Annotated in this window: 15 protein-coding genes; 4 read left to right on the top strand and 11 right to left on the bottom strand. The window is 42.9% G+C overall.

All coding sequences use genetic code 11. The annotated features are described in order from the left end of the window. Window positions 1–71: 71 nt before the first annotated feature. Together ACTRWI_RS08150 and ACTRWI_RS08145 are read right to left on the bottom strand one after the other, a co-directional pair. On the bottom strand, window positions 72–638 hold the full coding sequence (locus ACTRWI_RS08150) for an EAL domain-containing protein (RefSeq protein WP_499130418.1): 567 nt from the start codon (window positions 636–638) through the stop codon (window positions 72–74). A gap of 65 nt (window positions 639–703) precedes the next feature. Then, a complete protein-coding gene (locus ACTRWI_RS08145) occupies window positions 704–1,426 on the bottom strand; it encodes a diguanylate cyclase domain-containing protein (RefSeq protein WP_499130480.1) in 723 nt (240 codons plus the stop codon). Window positions 1,427–2,129: 703 nt separating this feature from the next. Between ACTRWI_RS08145 and ACTRWI_RS08140 the strand changes: the two genes are divergently transcribed. The 3 genes from ACTRWI_RS08140 (at window position 2,130) to ACTRWI_RS08130 (ending at window position 5,422) form a co-directional block, all read left to right on the top strand. Next, window positions 2,130–3,743: a methyl-accepting chemotaxis protein gene (locus ACTRWI_RS08140; protein WP_499130416.1), complete on the top strand. Its 1,614-nt coding sequence runs from the start codon at window positions 2,130–2,132 to the stop codon at window positions 3,741–3,743. A 116-nt stretch (window positions 3,744–3,859) separates the two neighbouring features. Beyond that, window positions 3,860–5,002 (top strand): hypothetical protein, encoded by a 1,143-nt coding sequence (locus ACTRWI_RS08135; RefSeq protein WP_499130415.1) that lies wholly within the window; start codon window positions 3,860–3,862, stop codon window positions 5,000–5,002. Between the two features lie 9 nt (window positions 5,003–5,011). Further along, the gene (locus tag ACTRWI_RS08130) at window positions 5,012–5,422 is read left to right on the top strand and encodes a phosphate ABC transporter substrate-binding protein (RefSeq protein WP_499130414.1); all 411 of its coding nucleotides are present in this window, start codon (window positions 5,012–5,014) and stop codon (window positions 5,420–5,422) included. An 85-nt stretch (window positions 5,423–5,507) separates the two neighbouring features. On the opposite strand, the gene ACTRWI_RS08125 is transcribed toward ACTRWI_RS08130, so the two are convergent. The 5 genes from ACTRWI_RS08125 to ACTRWI_RS08105 all read right to left on the bottom strand — a co-directional run bounded on the left by ACTRWI_RS08125 (window position 5,508) and on the right by ACTRWI_RS08105 (window position 11,046). Then, window positions 5,508–5,678, bottom strand: coding sequence for a hypothetical protein (locus ACTRWI_RS08125; RefSeq protein WP_499130412.1), 171 nt, complete (start codon window positions 5,676–5,678; stop codon window positions 5,508–5,510). A gap of 564 nt (window positions 5,679–6,242) precedes the next feature. Further along, window positions 6,243–6,575, bottom strand: coding sequence for an Hpt domain-containing protein (locus ACTRWI_RS08120; protein ID WP_499130410.1), 333 nt, complete (start codon window positions 6,573–6,575; stop codon window positions 6,243–6,245). Then, window positions 6,569–8,128, bottom strand: coding sequence for a response regulator (locus tag ACTRWI_RS08115; protein WP_499130409.1), 1,560 nt, complete (start codon window positions 8,126–8,128; stop codon window positions 6,569–6,571). The genes ACTRWI_RS08120 and ACTRWI_RS08115 overlap by 7 nt, the downstream gene beginning before the upstream one ends. Before the next feature lie 299 nt (window positions 8,129–8,427). Further along, window positions 8,428–9,978 carry a DHA2 family efflux MFS transporter permease subunit gene (locus ACTRWI_RS08110; RefSeq protein WP_499130407.1) on the bottom strand — a complete coding sequence of 517 codons (1,551 nt, stop codon included), beginning with the start codon at window positions 9,976–9,978 and terminating at the stop codon, window positions 8,428–8,430. A 3-nt stretch (window positions 9,979–9,981) separates the two neighbouring features. Next, the gene (locus ACTRWI_RS08105) at window positions 9,982–11,046 is read right to left on the bottom strand and encodes an HlyD family secretion protein (protein ID WP_499130405.1); all 1,065 of its coding nucleotides are present in this window, start codon (window positions 11,044–11,046) and stop codon (window positions 9,982–9,984) included. A gap of 127 nt (window positions 11,047–11,173) precedes the next feature. On the opposite strand from ACTRWI_RS08105, the gene ACTRWI_RS08100 reads away from it, so the two are divergent. Beyond that, the gene (locus tag ACTRWI_RS08100) at window positions 11,174–12,076 is read left to right on the top strand and encodes a LysR family transcriptional regulator (protein ID WP_499130403.1); all 903 of its coding nucleotides are present in this window, start codon (window positions 11,174–11,176) and stop codon (window positions 12,074–12,076) included. A gap of 86 nt (window positions 12,077–12,162) precedes the next feature. Here ACTRWI_RS08100 and ACTRWI_RS08095 read toward each other — a convergent pair whose 3' ends face one another. The 4 genes from ACTRWI_RS08095 to ACTRWI_RS08080 all read right to left on the bottom strand — a co-directional run bounded on the left by ACTRWI_RS08095 (window position 12,163) and on the right by ACTRWI_RS08080 (window position 17,479). Further along, complete coding sequence (locus ACTRWI_RS08095) at window positions 12,163–14,484, bottom strand: glycoside hydrolase (protein ID WP_499130402.1); 2,322 nt, start codon at window positions 14,482–14,484, stop codon at window positions 12,163–12,165. Window positions 14,485–14,626: 142 nt separating this feature from the next. Then, window positions 14,627–15,445 (bottom strand): DUF2861 family protein, encoded by an 819-nt coding sequence (locus ACTRWI_RS08090; protein ID WP_499130400.1) that lies wholly within the window; start codon window positions 15,443–15,445, stop codon window positions 14,627–14,629. Further along, on the bottom strand, window positions 15,442–16,092 hold the full coding sequence (locus tag ACTRWI_RS08085) for a response regulator transcription factor (protein WP_499130399.1): 651 nt from the start codon (window positions 16,090–16,092) through the stop codon (window positions 15,442–15,444). The genes ACTRWI_RS08090 and ACTRWI_RS08085 overlap by 4 nt, the downstream gene beginning before the upstream one ends. Beyond that, a complete protein-coding gene (locus ACTRWI_RS08080; protein WP_499130397.1) occupies window positions 16,070–17,479 on the bottom strand; it encodes an ATP-binding protein in 1,410 nt (469 codons plus the stop codon). The genes ACTRWI_RS08085 and ACTRWI_RS08080 overlap by 23 nt, the downstream gene beginning before the upstream one ends. Window positions 17,480–17,865: the final 386 nt, after the last annotated feature.

Genomic DNA, 17,865 nt, shown 5'->3' with positions numbered 1-17,865 from the left:
CATGTAAGAGCGATGTGGCTCCTGATGCTCACTTATGCTGGGGCCTGAAGGGGAGTAGAAACTTCTCAAAGTTAACTTTTTGTGCTGGAGAGGCGTGTGCTTGTTAAACTATAATTTCCGATAAAGTAAGAGATCCAATCATCAATCGGCAATGGTCGAGCAAAGAAATAGCCTTGCGCGCATTTACAACCTATCTGACCTAACGTTTTGACATGGCTTTGTGTTTCAAGCCCTTCTGCTATGACTGAAAAATCAAGTATCTGCGCAAGTTTTAATACCGCACATATGATCTCGTAATCGACCTTGGATGAGTTGACGTCTTCAATAAAAATACGGTCTAGTTTGACGCAGTCAGCAGAGAGTTTTTTTAGTACCGAAAGAGATGAATAACCGGTGCCAAAATCATCAATTGCGATCTTATACCCCTTAGAATGAAGCACTTCTATGGTTCTCAAACAGGTTTCGAAATCTCGCATTATATCCCTTTCTGTTATCTCATGGAGTAACTGATGCGGTTTGCAGCGGATTTCGTCGAGTATGAGTTGCAGTTGTTCCGCAAGATCGGTCATGTAAAACATTTGTGTAGAGAAGTTGATAGGGAAAGTCAACCTTCTAAATTGATTCCAGAACGTTGCCATTCAGTAATCAGCTTCGCCACTTTCTTAAATACCCATTTATCGATGTCGATAATTAGGTCACTCTTTTATGCTACTTCCAGAAAACCTACGGGTGAAAGCAGACCTAGCTTCGGGTGTTGCCAACGAACAAGAGCTTCTGCATCAATGATCTCTTGCGAATCTAAATCGATTTTTGGTTGGAAAAACACTTCTAATTCATCATTGGCAACCGCTTGATTCAGCCCCATATTGGTTTCGATTAGATCGTTGACTTCGTGGGTCATCTTATCGGGAAAAACGCGGTACTGGTTTCTGGCATTGCGCTTCGCGTGATACATGGCGGTGTCGGCGTATCGAATTAAAGTTTCACCGTTAGCGCCATGAGTTGGGTATTCAAATACGCCGATACTGGCCGCAAAAAATATTGAGTTGTCTTCGGTATAGTAAGGCTTGCGAAGTGATTGGTTTAAATGCTCTGCTAGCTGTTCGCCTTCGCTCAAGCTGATGTTAGAGAAGACGACCATAAACTCATCACCGCCCATTCGCGCAACAAAACCGTTAATGCCAACGAGGGTGGTTAGAATATTCGATACATTGATAAGCAGGTTGTCACCTTGTCCATGACCGAGAGAGTCATTGATGGTTTTAAACTCGTCGATATCTAAATAAATGAGCAAGAAACAGGAATCCTGTTCATGTGAACGTTTACTCTCTTCATCCAGTTTTTTTGTGCCTAACAGTCGGTTCGCTAACCCTGTTAATGGGTCGTGGTGGGAGAGAAAGTCGAAGTTCTTTTTCTCCTCAGTCAGTTCTAGATAAGCTTAAGACAACCTTCCTGCCATGTCGTTGTAGGCTTTTTCCAAATGAGACCACTCATCATTCCTGCCAAGTGCGATAGGTTCTCTTAAGCTGCCAGATTCTGAACGGTCAAAGCCGTGCTTGTTTAGAGCCTAGACCGTCGATAAACGCAGGTGCCTGTACTAGGAAAGCGGCTTTTTATCGTTTGTAATGCCTAGCTCATAGTTGCTATACACATGCGCTCTCCAATTAGAGGTTTAATTTAGTCGCTCTAAGGTTGACTGAATTAAAAAGAGTAAGTTCTTGAGCCTGTCGCCTTTTTACATAAACCTGACGATGTTGACACAGTTATTAAAGTGTAGGGCATGTGGAGAATTTAATGATTAGTAGGGTGTTTGAATAATCGGTTTTTATATATTTCAACTCGACATTAAGTCTATGTAATACGTGTGTTTAAATATGTTGGTTGAGTATGAGGTCGAATAAACTTTAAGTTTTAAACAGGATGCTAAGTTTTGGAATTAAGCGGTATTTGATGAGGTTGGAAATTAAAGCTAATGATTTGTATATTAATTTTGTCGGCCGATGCATTTTATAAACAATATCTATATATTTATCACTATTTTTGTGTTGACCGATTGAATAACTGGTCAGATCTGTTATTGTGCGAAAAATCACTAGTGCGGTTTGTCATACTGTTTAGTAAGGAAGCTTATGTTTACACTATCGATTAAAAATCGAATTTTGGCGTTATGTTTGGTTTCGTTAGTAGGGTTTATTAGTATTCTATTTGTCGGTGGGAATACACTCACTAGTAATACCAAGCAGGTTAATCGAATTGATCAAGTTACTTATCCCGTGATGAACGCGGCGTCGTTAAACAGTGTGCTGATCTCCCAATTGGCGGAGCGCTTTAACTTAGCTGTAACGCTTGGTGATGAAGAGATTTTGGAAATGAACAAGCAAACTCTTGCTGCGATTCAAAGTAACTTCAATATTCAAATCACGCTGGATCCTTCTCTGCAGAGCGAATCGACACTTCTGCAAAATAAAACCAACCAATATTTTGAACTTGCTTACCAAATTGCCCAAGGAATGATCGAGGAGGAGATCAGTCTCAGCGAGGCCGGTCGTTTGGCAAAACAAAGTACCGCTATTTTGGATGCCTTAACCCTCGGCATGCGTGAGTTCAGTGCAGACCGACAAACTGAGTTCGAGAATGCTGTTGAAGATTTAGAAGCCAATAATAAACAGGCTAACCAAATTATGAGTGTTTCTGGTGCAGTGGCAATGCTTGCTATGTGTATCTTCGGGTGGTTAGTCGTAAGAGGAATTCGAGCGGACCTGGCAAACATTAGCGACAAGATGCACGATATCGCTGAGGGAGACGGAGACCTAACAGTACGTCTTCAACACGAGAAAAATGATGAACTTAAACCATTAGTAGAGTCATTTAATAGCTTCGTGTCTCATCTACAACAGAACGTAACCCATACCATAGACAACGTGACTCAACTGGATTCGATTTCTGGCTCTCTTGTTAAGTCGAGCCAAGTTACAAACGATCTTTCTACTAAGCAACACCTTTCTATTGAAGAAGTTTCTAGCTCATTGAATCATCTATTCCTTGCTGCTCGAGACATTGCAACCAATGCAAATGATGCATCATCTTCTGCGTCTAGTGCCAGTGAACAAGCAAGCTTAGGGGAGCAGCAAGTTGAGAGCACCATCGTTGCGGTTAAAGAGCTAACGAACGATGTCAGCAATGCATCGCAAGTTGTCAAACAGCTGAACGACAACACACAGAGTGCAGGTTCAATTTTAGAATCGATAAGTGCGATAGCAGAACAAACCAACCTGTTAGCGCTGAATGCGGCCATTGAAGCGGCGCGTGCAGGGGAACAAGGTCGAGGTTTTGCTGTTGTTGCTGATGAGGTTCGAACGTTAGCGTCACGGACACAAACTTCAACCCAAGAAATTCAGTCGGTACTTTTACAACTTCAAGAACAAGCACAAACGGCTTCGACCATTATCTCTGAAAGCGTTATTAAAGCAGAAGACTGTGTAGAGAAGTTCTTAGTGGCTGAAGGTTCACTACAAAGAATTACATCAGATGTCACCGAAATCAGCCAACGAAACGAAAGTATTGCCGCTGCGACAGAGCAGCAAGAACAGACCTCAACCCGAATCGAAACCTTTGTAGAAGAAATTCGCAAAATGGCAGAAGGCACCAGCAACAGTGTAAAACAAGTTGATGCTGTCGCCCATGATATTCAAGAGGTAACTCGAAACATATCAACATTAACTGGCCACTTTAAAGTGAGTTAAAAGCCCCTAATTGTCCTCTCTATCCTTGTTCGTGAAACATAAAGGAGGGAGGTCTACACCCGAAATTCGGGTGATTGATATAAAAACAAGAAAATAACATAACAATGGAGTTAGTTATGAGAAAGACAGTGGTTGCTGCACTCGTAGGCATGGCGTTTAGCGCTAATGCGACAAGCATGGACAATATTCGTATTAGCGGATTCGGTTCTGTAGGTATTGGTAAGTCAGATAACGCCATAGGTTATGCGGGTTACACTGACGAAAAACTCGACTGGGAACAAGAGACGCTTGCGGGGGTGCAGTTTGACTTTCAAGTCAACGAGCGCGCTAAATTCGTAACGCAGGTGGTTGCTAATAGCCGCTATGACTATGATCCAAAGTTTGAGATGGCTTACGCATCTTATGATTTCGATTCGTTTACTGCTCGTGCAGGTAAGCTTCGTCTTCCTCTGTTCTTCTATTCAGACTTCACAGATCTTGGCTATGCGTATCCAATGATCAGACCGTCACAAGAGCTTTATGAAAACATTGTTTTGAAAGGTTATACCGGCGCAGACTTGCTGATTCCGATAGAGCTTGAAGACTCAAGTCTGTTGCTGCAGCCATTGGTTGGTATTGGCACTATCGATGAGGAAGATTCAATCGTAGGTGAGGTTAAGTTAGATCAACTGTATGGTTTGAGCGCGAACTGGAACGTTGATGATTTTACTTTCCGTGGTTCTTACTTGGTTGCTGAAACAAACCCATCTTGTGATTTCAATACATCAACGGACCCGTACTGCCGCCAGTTAGCTCCTTTACTTGATAGCCAAGATGGTCAGTTTATCTCTTTGGGGGCGCAATATGATAACGGCGATCTACTGGTTAACGTAGAAGCCGCTGACGTTCAAATTGAAGGTCAATTCTACGACTATCAATCAGTTTCAGGCTTGGTCGGTTACCGAATTAATGAGTTTACGCCTTACCTTTCTGTAAGTTGGGTCGAAACTACGGATAACGATGAACGTGAAAACATGACGATTACCGCAGTTAAAGAGACGATGAATTACGAGCGTATCTCTTACTCTATCGGTAACCGTTGGGACTTTGCTAAGAATATGTCGTTAAAGGCTGACGTGACTTACGTGGATTACCGCGATACCAGTGGTGGCTTCCAAGCCAATGTTGAGACGTCTGCAGCCAATCCATTTATGGCGACAGGGAATTTCCTTGAAGACAGCTCAATTGTCTATTCAGCTCGTCTAGATTTCGTATTTTAAGGAGGCAACATGAAAACTTTATTATCAGCGATAACATTGGCCGTCCTTTCATTTAATGTATCGGCAGGCATGGTTGTTATTGGTAACAATGCAGGTGTGGATTCATTGTCGAAGTCGGATGTCAAAAAGCTCTTTATGGGTAAAAAGAGCAAGCTGGCTAACGGGAATAAGGCGCAAATTATAGAGTTAGTTGATGGTTCAGAAGGGCGACTTGCCTTCCATGAGGTCGCAACGGGGCGTAGTGAATCTCAGCTACAATCTGCTTGGTCAAGGCTAGTGTTTACAGGTAAAGCTGAAGCGCCTATTCAAGTTGCAGACTATAGTGAAGCTATCACAACGGTAGCGTCAAAAACCAACGCCATTGGTTACGTTGATGAGTCGGCACTAACGGGGGACGTGAAAGTACTGTTTAAGTACTAATACAATTTTAGATGATAAAAAGCCCAAGGCAAAGGTGTTGTTTTGGGCTTTTCGTTTTACTGGTGATGTGTATTCTCGATAGAGGTTAGAACACGAAAATCAGCATAATAGTATAGAGTACTGCGTCTTTATCATCAAAGTCCGTCAGTGGATTGAAGTCTTCAACAAATGCGCCGTTCGTCTTACCAGCTTCAAAGTATTGCACCTCACCATTGAGGGAAACGTTCGGCAATACGTCGTAATCGATACCAATCAAATAGCTTTTGCCTGTGAGGTGTTCTTTTGAGTAAAAGTCTGCACCTTAAACGACATAAGGCGTAAACGAATTCAATCTGTAGTCTAAACTTGCATACATCAATGAAGAGAAGTCACTGATTTGTCCTTCACTCGAGAGTACTCAGATAACTGATTGGTGCCCTTAAAATCAGTTAACTGTGTCGCCAAAAATATGCTTGTCTGCCTGCGAGGAAAAGTAAAAGTGAAATGGGAAGTAGAACTAAGCCAAAGAGTTTATGTTTGACCGAAAGGTTATTCCAGACTGTAATCGCCATATAAGGTACCATTCAACTGTTCTTATATACAATCAATAGAGTAAAAGAGGTGGTATGAAATCTTTGTATGGGTTAATTTTGGGGAAGTGTGGGGAGGGTATAAGTTTTTATGATTCACATGCTTATTTTGATTGAATGGATAGTTCTTACCTCTAATCACATTTGTTGAGGTCTTTAAACTCTCTTTCTAATACATGGTGATTGGTATACAGTTTTCATTTTCATTACTTGTAGTAGGACAAAATGGAATACGCGGGATGACTTCCAGACTAATAGGTGCAGAGCACCTCATCGACTTGTTGATTAATAATTTTCATCTCACGGTAGATCAGTGAAAGGTCTTCAGCTTCTGGAGCTATTTTGTTAAATGTGTTTTGTTCAACTCTTTCTAGGGCAACGGTTGCTGTCTCTTCTCCAAAACTGGCCAAAATGCCTTTTAAAGTATGCACCGTAAAATGAAGCTTACCCCAATCTTGCTGTTGTACCAGTTCTTCGATCTCTTGTAACGAATTGCCATGGTCTTCTTGGTAGGTTGATAACACGGCAAAAATGACATTTCTGTCATTGTCTAGGTAGGCATTTAAAGCATCAAAATCTAGCATATAGACTCCTGTCGGCTGCATATTGAAAATGGGCTGGGCGGCTTAATGGAATAACCATATTTTGATGAGTCACTAATCCATTGATTCCATCTAGGAGGAAGGTCTAACTGAATAAGATCTTCCACGTATTCGTCGCAAAGGTCTGTCTTTGCGCAGGCGTTATTGACAGCGTAAAGGTAGTCTAGCTTAGCGGCGACTGAATAGGGATAATTGGTAATAAAGTCGCGTAGTTCTTGGATCGATCCTGAGCTTCCGATGTTGATACAATTCGAAGGATCGTCTTTTCGAGAGTCAAGTTTATCGTTTATTGCCTCACCGCGTAATTTCAAACATTCCTCAACGATGTGATACAGAGAGTATTCACCAAAGTGGCATAGCAAAGGTAAAAATTGCGATAGCAGTGAAGTCGGTTGATTGTAAAACTGATTAGCTAACAATTTAGTCGCTCGTATCACTTTTTTGTGCGCAACTAACGGGCTGCCTTCAATCAACAATATATTGCTTTGGAATAGTGCTAGGCTTGCTAATACTTGTTGTTGGAGTTTGGCTGGTAGCTTCAAATTGACCAATTCGGTAAATTGGGAAGCGTGCTCAAGCAAAAGACGTTTATTTTGTACTTGAGCTTCTCTTTGGTACGTCGCTCTTAGGGAATTGAAATGGGTTCCAATTGAATGAATTACGTCGATATCGGCGGGTGAAATATGGCTTGCGTACATCTCCCCAAGCTTAATGAGCATGTGTGTATTATCAGCGTTTTCGGCCAAATCGATAGCTCTGATTGCTCGATGGCTAATACTTGGTGTCATCTCAAATGCACGAATAGCCAATTTTAAAGCGGGCAGTAGCATCTTGTGTTTTTCATAAATACAGCTGAGGCAATCAATCACGTTCAGGGATAATGGTTGAACGATAAGATAGTTGTGCAGTTTCTCTATCGCCAAGTTCGGTTTTCCTAAGCTATCTAGAATTAACGCTTCTGCGACCAATTTGGTTGGGTGCATATTAGTTTTAGAGTGAGTGATTAGACTAGAGAGCAGTTGCCACTTCTTCCCTGCGATCAAGTGCTCAATCAGTGTTGCTTCGAATTGAACATTAGATTTTTCGCTGGTTATTTCTAATGCCTGTTTAAGCAATTCCCGTGTCGTAATAGGGTATAGGCTGTTGAGTTGGTCAATTTGTCTTGACTCGAATACAGCACTTTTGATTTTTTTGCCTAATACCTGAGTGTTAATTGGCTTAGAAATAAAATGGTGAGCCTCTCCTGATAGGGCGGTAAGTACTGTTTCTTGGCGCATATCCCCGGAGACTAAAATTGTTGCAACTGTGTGGTCGATAAGACGATTACGATACAGAATACTTAGTAGCTCAAAGCCGGTAAAAGACTGTTCTAAGTGATAATCAATGAGAAGAACATGAAACGCATGCGTTTCGACAGCTCTAATTGCTTGTCGATAATCTGTCGCAATGAAAATACACTCGTGCGCAATGCCTAAACTAGCAAGCTGTTGTTTGATCAGAATCGTCGCACTCTTAGAGTCGTCGACTATTAACACCCTTAGGTCTCCTAGTAAGGCCAAACCCATTTTCCTCTATACTAATGATATTCTTAATTTAGGTATCATGTTGCACATTGTCAAGGTGCTCAGTTCACATCTATGCGGTTAGTAAGTTATTGGTAATTAAAGAATATTTATAAATGATCGAGAGTATTTCTTTGCGGTGACTGATTAAGCCTTAACTTTCTAAGGTCAACACTCTTTTGATCACAAGAGGCAAGTGATTAGTCTTGCTTTTTTGTTGAATTAGAATCGTATTTATCTACGATTCAAGCGGCGTTTTTAAGCCTTCAACCTTAATCACGCATACTAAGAATTAACACAGCAGCCAATGCCAAGAATGCGGTCATCATAAGAAATACATCATTGTAGGCCATAATTGCCGCGTCACGTTGCATGGTTCCTAGTAAACTTGCTTGGGCTTGATGCATCGCCGTTGCAGCGTCACTTCCTGATTGAATAAAGAACGCCTGTTGCTCCTTCAGTGTTTGCCAACCCAATTGGTTCACTGAAGGTAATGACTCTTTAATATGACCTAGATGTTCACGCGTTTTGTTGTCCAACAGAGTAGCGATAATCGCGATACTGAAAGCCCCGCCTAAGTTACGCATAACGTTAGTTAGCGTAGAAGCGTCCGGCGTATCCATTTTATTGATGTTCTTCATTGCCACTAAAGAAAGTGGAACCATGATGAACGGGCTACCAATCGCACGTAGTACCATTGATAAAATCAACTGTTGGCCACCAAAGTCTATGGTCATGTGGGTATTTACGTAACAACTGAAACCAAACATCGCGAAGCCAAAGGTCACTAGGTATTTGGGCTTAATGACTTGAGTTAGCTTAGGCACGATTGGAAATATTAATAGTTGAGGGAAACCCATCCACATAAGCACTTTACCGATTTCCATCGCGTTGTATTGCTGAATCTGAGTGAGGTACAGCGGCAATACGTAGATAGATCCGAGTAGTGCCATACCCAATATCAGGTACGCCAAACAAGACATCGCAAACTGCCCATCACGCAAGAGCCGTAAATTAACCAATGGTTTTTTGTGTTGGAGCTCGTTAATCACGAAGTAAACCAAACTCACCGCAGAAATAATGCTCAACGTAATGATAAAACTTGAGTTGAACCACTCTTCACGGTTACCTTCTTCAAGTACCACTTCCAAACAACCAAGCCCCATAGCCATGGTAGCGATGCCAAACCAATCGGCTTGTTTAAGCGTGCCGAGGTCGAGCTTCTCATCATCCAAGCCATATCGGATCATGGTGATTAATAGCAGAGCCGGTGGGATGTTGATGTAGAAAATGTAGTGCCATGAGAAGTTCTCGGTTAACCAGCCACCAAACGTGGGGCCGATAGATGGAGCAAATGTTGCAGTAACACCAAACAAAGCCATGCCGATAGCACGCTTGTTGATAGGCAGTAGTTGAATAACGAGTGAGAAGGCGAGTGGTATCAAAGCACCACCACTAAAACCTTGCATCGCACGGAATACGATCATCGAGGTCATGTTCCAAGAGAATGAACACAGTAACGACGACACGGTGAAGATCGCTGTAGTCCATGTTAGATAGCGACGTTTGCCTAGCGCTTTTGAGAGCCAACTACTGAGTGGAATCGCGATCATTTCAGCGACTAGGTATGACGTAGATATCCATGAACTTTCATCCAAGGTCGCAGATAGCGCTCCTTGGATATCTTTAAGAGATGAGTTGGTGATCTGGATATCTAAGATCGCCATAAACGCACCAATCAAGCCACCGAATAGGGCGATCCAATGGCGAGTTGATATCTCATTCTCATCATTCGTAGGGGTGATAGCGCCAGCGTTGCTCATGGTCTAGCCTCGTTTATCGAAGGTCGCAACCACAGACAAACCAGGAAGCAGACGACCTTTTAGCTCTTTCTGGTCTGGAATCGTAATTTTCACTGGTACACGTTGCACTATCTTGGTGAAGTTACCTGTTGCGTTTTCTGGTGGAAGTAGTGCGAACTTCGCGCCAGTTGCAGGTGAGAAGCTGTCGACAACACCTACAAGTGGTTGCCCAGGGAAAGCATCCAATTCAACTTCAACTGTTTGCCCTTTGTGAATACCACTGAGTTGCGTTTCTTTGAAGTTAGCCTCAATCCATACTTGATTGTTTGGCACTAAACTCATGAGCGGTGAGCCAGCTTGAATCAATAAGCCTTCACGAACACTTCGCTTACCAATTACGCCATCTGTTGGCGCATAAACTTTGGTGTATTCAAGGTTTAGCTGTGCCTGTTCTTGTTGTGCTTGGGCTTCAGTGACCGATGCTTTGGCTTGTTCTATTTCGCTGGCAACAACCGATAATTGGTCGTGACTTGCAATCAGGTTTGCTTTGGCTTCTTCTAAGTCAGCAAGGGCTACTTTTTGTTGAGCGACCATGCTATCGACTTCATCTTGCGAAGCATAATTTCGTTTTAATAGAGTACGAGAGCGCTGCACTTGTTGAATCGCACGTTCGTACTCTGCTTTGGCCGAGTCAACGCCACTTTCTGCTTGGCTAATTTTGCTACGTTGTAACGTCTGTTGGGCGATGAGGTTCTTTACATCAGACTGGACGACGGCTAGGTGAGCGTTAGCCTGAGCAAGCGCCGCTTGGTAGTCACGATCATCGATTTGAACCAATAGATCGCCTTCCTTAATTGATTGGTTGTCCGTTACATAGGACTTAACGATATAGCCAGATACCTTAGGGCTGATATTGGTAATGTCTCCTTGTAGGTAGGCATTATCGGTCGACTCAAAGTACTGACCGTAACCGTACCAATATCCAGCACCAGCTAAAACCAATGACAGCATGATCGCAGTGGCAATAAGCGGGGCTTTTTTACGTTTTTTTGTGCTTACTGGTTGCGAAGCGGTATTGTTCTCTGCCATTTCTCTTTTCTCATTTTGTTTTTATTTGGGTGTAACGAATTGTAAATGAATCTGATTGATTGATAAGATAGGAAAAAAGGGAAACACTGTTGCAAAAATCTTACTAATTGTAGTTTTCGGAGGTCTTATGGACTTAAATGCTGTGACTGTTTTCACACAAGTCGTTGATTGTGGGAGTTTTACGTACGCTGCTGAGGTGTTGAATATGACGAAATCAACAGTGAGTCGAAAATTAGCGGAGCTAGAACAGCATTTAGGTGTGAGACTGATCACTCGCTCGACTCGCAGTTTGATACTCACGCCTGAAGGAGAGCGTTTCTATCAGTCGAGCCTTCAAATGCAAGAGATCATGAATCAAGCAGAGCTAGAAGTCTCTGCAAACCAAGACCTGATTCGCGGTCCATTGAATGTAGTACTACCGGTAGAGTTGGGTCATCAAGTGCTTGCTAAGTACATCCATAGCTTTCTGCTTGAGTACCCGAATGTGACGATGAACTTGGAGCTAACCAACCGTGAGGTTGACATTATCGGCGAGGGAATCGACCTGTACGCACAGATTGGTGAGCTGGTTGATTCAAGTTTAGTCTCTCGATACCTAACAACCTCTAAACGTGTGTTAGTGGCGAGCCCTAAATATCTAGAACAAGTTGGTCCGATAAACACGCCAAAGGATCTAAAAATCCCATTTCGCATGATAGAGGTGGTAAACAAAGCCGCACGTTTACCTAAGTGGGAATTACAGTTAGGCGATGGGGAGTCTGAATTGATTCAGCTACCAAGCCAGCTTCGAGTAAACACGATTACCGCGTGTTTAACGGCCTGTGTCGATGGCTTAGGGCTGGCTGTGTTACCTGAGTTTATTTGTAGGGAGCATTTTAAGACTGGTCGACTGGTGAATCTGCTGCCGGAATACAACATGCCTCAAGTCTCGGTAAGCTTGGTGTATGCCGACAGACAATTAATGCCGAAACGCAAGAAGGTATTTATCGATTATCTACTCACAGCGTTTCAGAATCAAAAGCGTAAGTAGCTTGGTTAGCTTGAGCCTGAGCGTTATTACCGAAAGCTCAATCCCTTAGCTTTCTGCTAACAGCTAAGGGACTAAACCAATCACATTCAGTTAAGTTTGGTTTCCCACATTATGATTTCTCCATTGCTTAACATCGCTTTGATAGAAGCCGCAGCCACATTGATGCCATCTTTATCAAACGCTTGGTCAGAGAAGTTGGCGATGATCTTACTGCCATCACTGAACGTGGTTTGTTGGACGGCACCGTGGGTATCTAACCATGAAAAATCAATCAACGTTTTATTCCACAACTGTTCATGTATCGGCTCAAACCCATCTTGATAGTGTTTTAACGCTCTGAGCCTCGGGCTTGTACTTTTGAGAGCTTCGTCTCTGGTTAAGTGCACCATCGCGGGCGTGTTATATAGCATGGCTGTTAAGTCACGGTTGGTTTTCACATCGGTAAACTTGAGACTGTCTGAGTGCCAATGGTACGTATTAATCACTTCATCATGAAATACAGCCTGGTAAAGCGGAACACGATATTGAGGCGAAAACAGTAGCGACTTGTACGGTTCTTTAACCTTTGCTGGTTTGAAGAAAAAGTCGGGTTTATGACCAGGATACCAATGACCCAGAAAGTAGGGGGACAGGCGGTCTTGTTTCATCTCTTTATCTGTCCATCCAAACCCAATCGTCTCCAAGCCGTGCGCAAACGCAATGCCTCTGGTGGTTAAGCTGTTGCCGTCTTCGGAACCCAATATTAGTGACGGTTGCTCGCTTACCCAATGCAGTCGATTGTTGAAACCGGAAAGCATCTGCGATTCACTGGTATTGCCACTGTAGTCTTCACGTGCCATTGCGGTCGCATCGACATCTAAAAATAAACTATTGAAGTGACCAAATTTCATGATGTCTTTAACGCGCTGTTTTACGTAGTCCAAATGGCAATTAGGGTTTAAGTAGAAGCCGTTACCACGAAATCCTTTTTTCAAAGCTCCATCAGCTTGTTCAATTGCGCATGTCTTTCGTATTGGATCTGGTAGCTGAGCGGTTAACCAGCTGTCATTTAATTGAGCCGGTATTGCGGTGTTATAGGAGTCGTAAGTCCCAACCAAGTAACCAGATTGTTTGGCTGACTCGACCGCGTTTGGCTGATAAAAGGCAGGCATCCAGTTATCAAAGCCCAACCAGAGCTTGTTCAATCCGGCGATATTTAGATTATCGACCATGCCGGATGATAAAGCTTGTCCCCAAGTGTCTGGTGAGTTTAGAAACGAAGACGCATGTTCAAATAACCATTTTTTTCTGCTTTGCGCGGCGATGTATTGCGCCTCAATTGTGTTATCAGCGATTGTAGGGGATGCGACCGTGTATAAGCTTTTTAGTGACTGGCTAATCGAATCCAACAGCAATTGTTTGTGGTATTGGCTCAACCAGTCCTTACCCTTAGACAAAGGTGATAGCTCGCGCTTAGCTTCATCTGATATGCTGAGATTAGAGCGTTCAAAGTACCATTCTTTTAGTCCCCACCAGTCTTTTACATCTTGGATACTCAAAGGATCTTTACCAAATAGGTAGACATGACTTGCACCAACCAGCTTGTTGATATCTGGATTACGTCTTAGTTTTGACACTAGTGATTCTGATAATCCATTCGCGATTCGCCAGTCTCGGTATTGCTTGGCACCATCGAGCATTGAATCGCCGAGCGTTATGCGGACAGTAAAAGGTTGTGATTGATTTAGCGTGGTAAATTGATGCGATGCGCTCATATCAATAAGGGACTTGTTTTTAGATTCCGACTTAGAAGTAACATCATGAAAAAACAGTTGGTTATTGGTTGGGTTGATCAAATGGTAGCTAATGAATTGATCGCTCTGTTGCGTGGTCCAAAACGGCATCTTTAAGTCTTGAGTGGTGTTGCTTCCGGAATGGTTATTGGCGAGATAGCTTGTCCATAGTTTATGGTCGGTAGGTACGCGTATACCTTCACTAAAGGGCAGCAGCAGTGTTTGTGTTTCTTGTTCCGCAAGGTTAAACCAAGCCAGTTCGATTGGTTGGTTGCGCTTTACTTTTATATCGGAAGGTAGGGTGAATTGCAGGTCTAGCTCACCTTTGTTTAACTCCGCTTTTACTGCGATTCTGCTTGGCATTAACGTCCAAAAGGCGCTGGTTGTTTCCGTAGTTATCTCGGCAACTGTTTGAGGGATACCGTCAACGGTTAGTGCAACACTGTTAGCGCTCAAGCCATTCCAATCTATCGTGAGTGTTGATGGGTTTATTAGAATAGTATTCTTGGTGTTGTCACTACTGTGGTCTTGAAGTGTAAATTTACTCGCTTGTGTCTCTGTTGAAAAAGTACAAGCGGTGAATAGGGCTAATATGGCACAAGATGAAGCATTTAATTTATGGTGGATATTCAGCATGTTTAGATTCCGTGGTGGTAATTACGGCTATTACATCTAATATGCGTTAGTGTTTTGTCATCTATATGTCTCTATTTCTGCCTCGAAGAAGCATCAAAGCGATACATCAAAACTATCCACTAAAGTTATACAAAAATGTTTCCTAGAAAGGGACAGCGACACGTTGAACGTATCGGACCTCAACCGTGCCTTGGTACTCGAACATTTCCACTGATGCGCTCAGGTGCTTGGCCTTTTCTCCCGCAGGGCTTTGTGCTGGAACCGCTACTTGCTTTGCCTTGATCGGCACTTTGAGACCTAACATGTGGTAGTTTTCATCAAACCATTGCCAACTTGCGTGGGTGCTAGGGCAGTTATCGATAATCTTTGGTGGCGTGATCACAACGTGTGCGTTCTCAAGTTTACTTTCAAGTGTTAACCAGCGCTTGCTGTCATCTAAAGCCACAACAATGGAGTAGTTGTTTGTCCCAACGGTTAATTGATAAACACCAGACTCTGGCTTAATGAACATCTCATTAGACTCGATCTCTTGGTAGTCGACTCCCGGGTTGAACTGACCTTCAATCATCGTAAGGCCATCTGGAGCGATAAGTGTTATTGGCTGTGCCTGTTCATTTAGATCAATGCTGCGTGGTTCAGCTGAGATTTTAATCTGATAGCCTTGTGATGAAAGACCGTAGCGTTTAATAAAACTCACTTGGATATGGTGGGCTGTTACATCACTTTGTTTGAGTGTTCTTCCACATTGAGTTCTAGTGAGTATTTCTTGTTTTACGGGCAACCAAAACTGACTATCAAGAGTTTCTTGATTGAGCGCGATCTGAAGCTCTTGCCATGCAAGGTGCGGTTGCTCATCAAGTAAAGATTGATAGGAGCGCTGTAAAGGTGTCTCTGCAAACCAAGTCGCATGACTCGCAAACGGCAACGCACACAGCAAAGCAGTTAACGATATTAATTTCATTTTGAATCTCCAACTAAACGATAACCAACACCGCGGTGAGTTTCTAAGTGGAGTGTCGGCAGTTTCTGCCGCAAACGGAGTATGTGATTGTCCACGGTTCGGGTGCTTGGAAAGGCTTGATAACCCCAAATCTTGTTGAGCAGTTCGTCTCGATGAAATACTCGACCTTGGTTTTGGATAAACAGAACCAGTAGTTGGAACTCCTTCGGTTTCAGAGCGATTGGGCTTTCTTCCAGATAGGCAATTCTTTCTGATAGATTGATCTGTATGTTGGCGTAATTTAGATGACTTACACCCAGTGGACGCAATTGAGTGATGACCCGCGCCAGCAACTCTTCATTTGAAAATGGCTTAGTCACATAATCTTTGGCGCCTGCCATTAAGCCTTCTACGCGCTGCTGAACTTCCACTTTCGCGGTTAATACAATCACGGGTAGCGCTTTAAGGAGCAACCAGTTTGGAAGGTGTTGTAAGCTGTCACCGTCTTCTAGTTGTCTATCGAGTACGACAAGATCGGCGCGTAACCAAAGTTTATTGGCGTTGCTTGAATCTTGCGCCCAAAGACATTGATAACCGTTAGACTCAAAGAAACTGACAAGGCCTTGCCCAAGTAACGGGTCATCTTCAATCAGTAGGAGGGTGTTCATAAGCTATTTCCAAAATACATCTGGTTGGATTACGAAGAATAATGAGGCGTCCATTTGCCTGTTTCATTAAATGTTCCACAATGGTGAGTCCAATACCCATGTTATCGTGTTTATGTGGGGCGTTTGGAGTTACTCGGGACAAAGTACGTTGTAATAATGAAGGGAAATGCCCTTGATCTTGCACTTCGATCCTCAGTTTGTCCGCGAGCGTTACTTTAACCAATACCTCACCTTGACCGTGTTGCTTAGCGTTTTTGACCAAATTATCTAGGCAAATCGTTAGCCAGTAATAGGGCAGGTTAAGCTCGACTTCTCCGGACTCATATTGATAGCTTATGTTGTGCTTCTCACATACATGTTCAAGCCACTCTTCAAGCGAAGCGTTTTGCTTCAATAAAGGTTCAGATTGTTCAGTGCTTAAGTAGACCTTACTGTTTTCAGTAAGCTGAGACAGCCTTTGATAGTCAGATATTAAACGCCAAACCGCACCTTGAGTTTCATCTGGGAACTCATCGTAGCGATTTCTGAACATTTCGACTGTTAACCCCAAACTGGTGATCGGTGTACGCAATTCATGAGTCAGAAGTTGCAACACAAACTGTCTCTCTTTCCTTTGCTTCGTTTTTAAATACAGTGAGCGCCCTAGTATAGAACACAGAACAATCAGCAATAAAAAGATCATCGCTTTCATCAAGAGTGTGTCATTGCTTGTTTCACTAAGACACAGGTTACTGTAACGAAAAGAACAGTTCTCTCCAGATAAGCTTACGCCTTGTTGTCGTGCAATGGGTTCCCAAATGTCTGACGGGACGGCCTTCCAGCCTTGTTCCCCACTTAACCATATTACATCACCTTGTTGCCAGGCTCGGTATCCATCAAGCAGCGCTTCTCTTCCTTCTGCAGTTAAGGGCTGCAGTTTGGTGTATAGCGGGTGCAGTGGGTTGTTAATCGTTAAAAATGGGTGAATCTGTTCGCTTGTCTCTGAATAATTCGCCACATAACGGTCTGCAAAACTTCCACCAGCAGGGTGTTGTTTAGAATGATCGGCAAACCAGATTGAATCTAAGGTTTGTTGCTGACACAAAGCAAGCTCAAACTCGATGGCATCGTTTAACGCTGAATTAGAAGGTTCAATCGCGTGGCATGTTTGCTGTATCACGGCTAACGACGCAATATCTTGCCAACTGAATTTGTTGAAATTTGGGTAACGGCTACGCTCTTTAAGCAGAGCCTTCGGGTAATGGGACAACTCTTGTTGAGAAACAAAGATCGGGGATGCTTGCCAGCTCGATTGATAGAGTGCTTGCCATTTGTCCTGCAAGCTCTGTGCATTGGCTAACGTAGGGAGCCAAAACAAAAAACAAAGGGCTAAGGTGAACCTGCGCATCCAGTTATTCTCATTAAAAGTCATTCACGGGAGTCTAAAGAGTTTTGCTCGAGATTTGTAACCTCAATGTCAACAAGTGTCCCCACTTTATCAAATTGTGACCGAGAGTCGCGAAACGCGTATTGCATTTTAACTGACGTTTTCATTAACTATAAACTCAAAAGTGCAATAAGTATCAGTTATTTGGTTTATATTAGATAATTGTGTACTTACTGTTGCTTTTAAAACGATGGGGCTGAATATACTGGATTCAAACCAATAAGAGGAACCATCATGAAAACAATTATTAAATCAGTATTGGCAATAAGCTTCGTAGCATCAGGGACAGCTCACGCTTTTGAACTAACGAGTAACGATATTCAAGAAGGCCACCCAATGGCAAAGAC

Source organism: Pseudoalteromonas sp. G5_S1_14_S5 (assembly GCF_054968605.1).
The sequence above is the reverse complement of the archived record's forward strand: the minus strand, read 5'-3'. Positions and strand labels throughout refer to the sequence as shown.

Excerpts from the sequence above, each read along its gene's own strand:
- ACTRWI_RS08150 (WP_499130418.1), bottom strand. The coding sequence starts at position 638 with ATGGCAACGTTCTGGAATCAATTTAGAAGGTTGACTTTCCCTATCAAC.
- ACTRWI_RS08140 (WP_499130416.1), top strand. The coding sequence starts at position 2,130 with ATGTTTACACTATCGATTAAAAATCGAATTTTGGCGTTATGTTTGGTT.
- ACTRWI_RS08135 (WP_499130415.1), top strand. The coding sequence starts at position 3,860 with ATGAGAAAGACAGTGGTTGCTGCACTCGTAGGCATGGCGTTTAGCGCT.
- ACTRWI_RS08130 (WP_499130414.1), top strand. The coding sequence starts at position 5,012 with ATGAAAACTTTATTATCAGCGATAACATTGGCCGTCCTTTCATTTAAT.
- ACTRWI_RS08120 (WP_499130410.1), bottom strand. The coding sequence starts at position 6,575 with ATGCTAGATTTTGATGCTTTAAATGCCTACCTAGACAATGACAGAAAT.
- ACTRWI_RS08110 (WP_499130407.1), bottom strand. The coding sequence starts at position 9,978 with ATGAGCAACGCTGGCGCTATCACCCCTACGAATGATGAGAATGAGATA.
- ACTRWI_RS08105 (WP_499130405.1), bottom strand. The coding sequence starts at position 11,046 with ATGGCAGAGAACAATACCGCTTCGCAACCAGTAAGCACAAAAAAACGT.
- ACTRWI_RS08100 (WP_499130403.1), top strand. The coding sequence starts at position 11,174 with ATGGACTTAAATGCTGTGACTGTTTTCACACAAGTCGTTGATTGTGGG.
- ACTRWI_RS08095 (WP_499130402.1), bottom strand. The coding sequence starts at position 14,484 with ATGCTGAATATCCACCATAAATTAAATGCTTCATCTTGTGCCATATTA.
- ACTRWI_RS08090 (WP_499130400.1), bottom strand. The coding sequence starts at position 15,445 with ATGAAATTAATATCGTTAACTGCTTTGCTGTGTGCGTTGCCGTTTGCG.
- ACTRWI_RS08085 (WP_499130399.1), bottom strand. The coding sequence starts at position 16,092 with ATGAACACCCTCCTACTGATTGAAGATGACCCGTTACTTGGGCAAGGC.
- ACTRWI_RS08080 (WP_499130397.1), bottom strand. The coding sequence starts at position 17,479 with ATGCGCAGGTTCACCTTAGCCCTTTGTTTTTTGTTTTGGCTCCCTACG.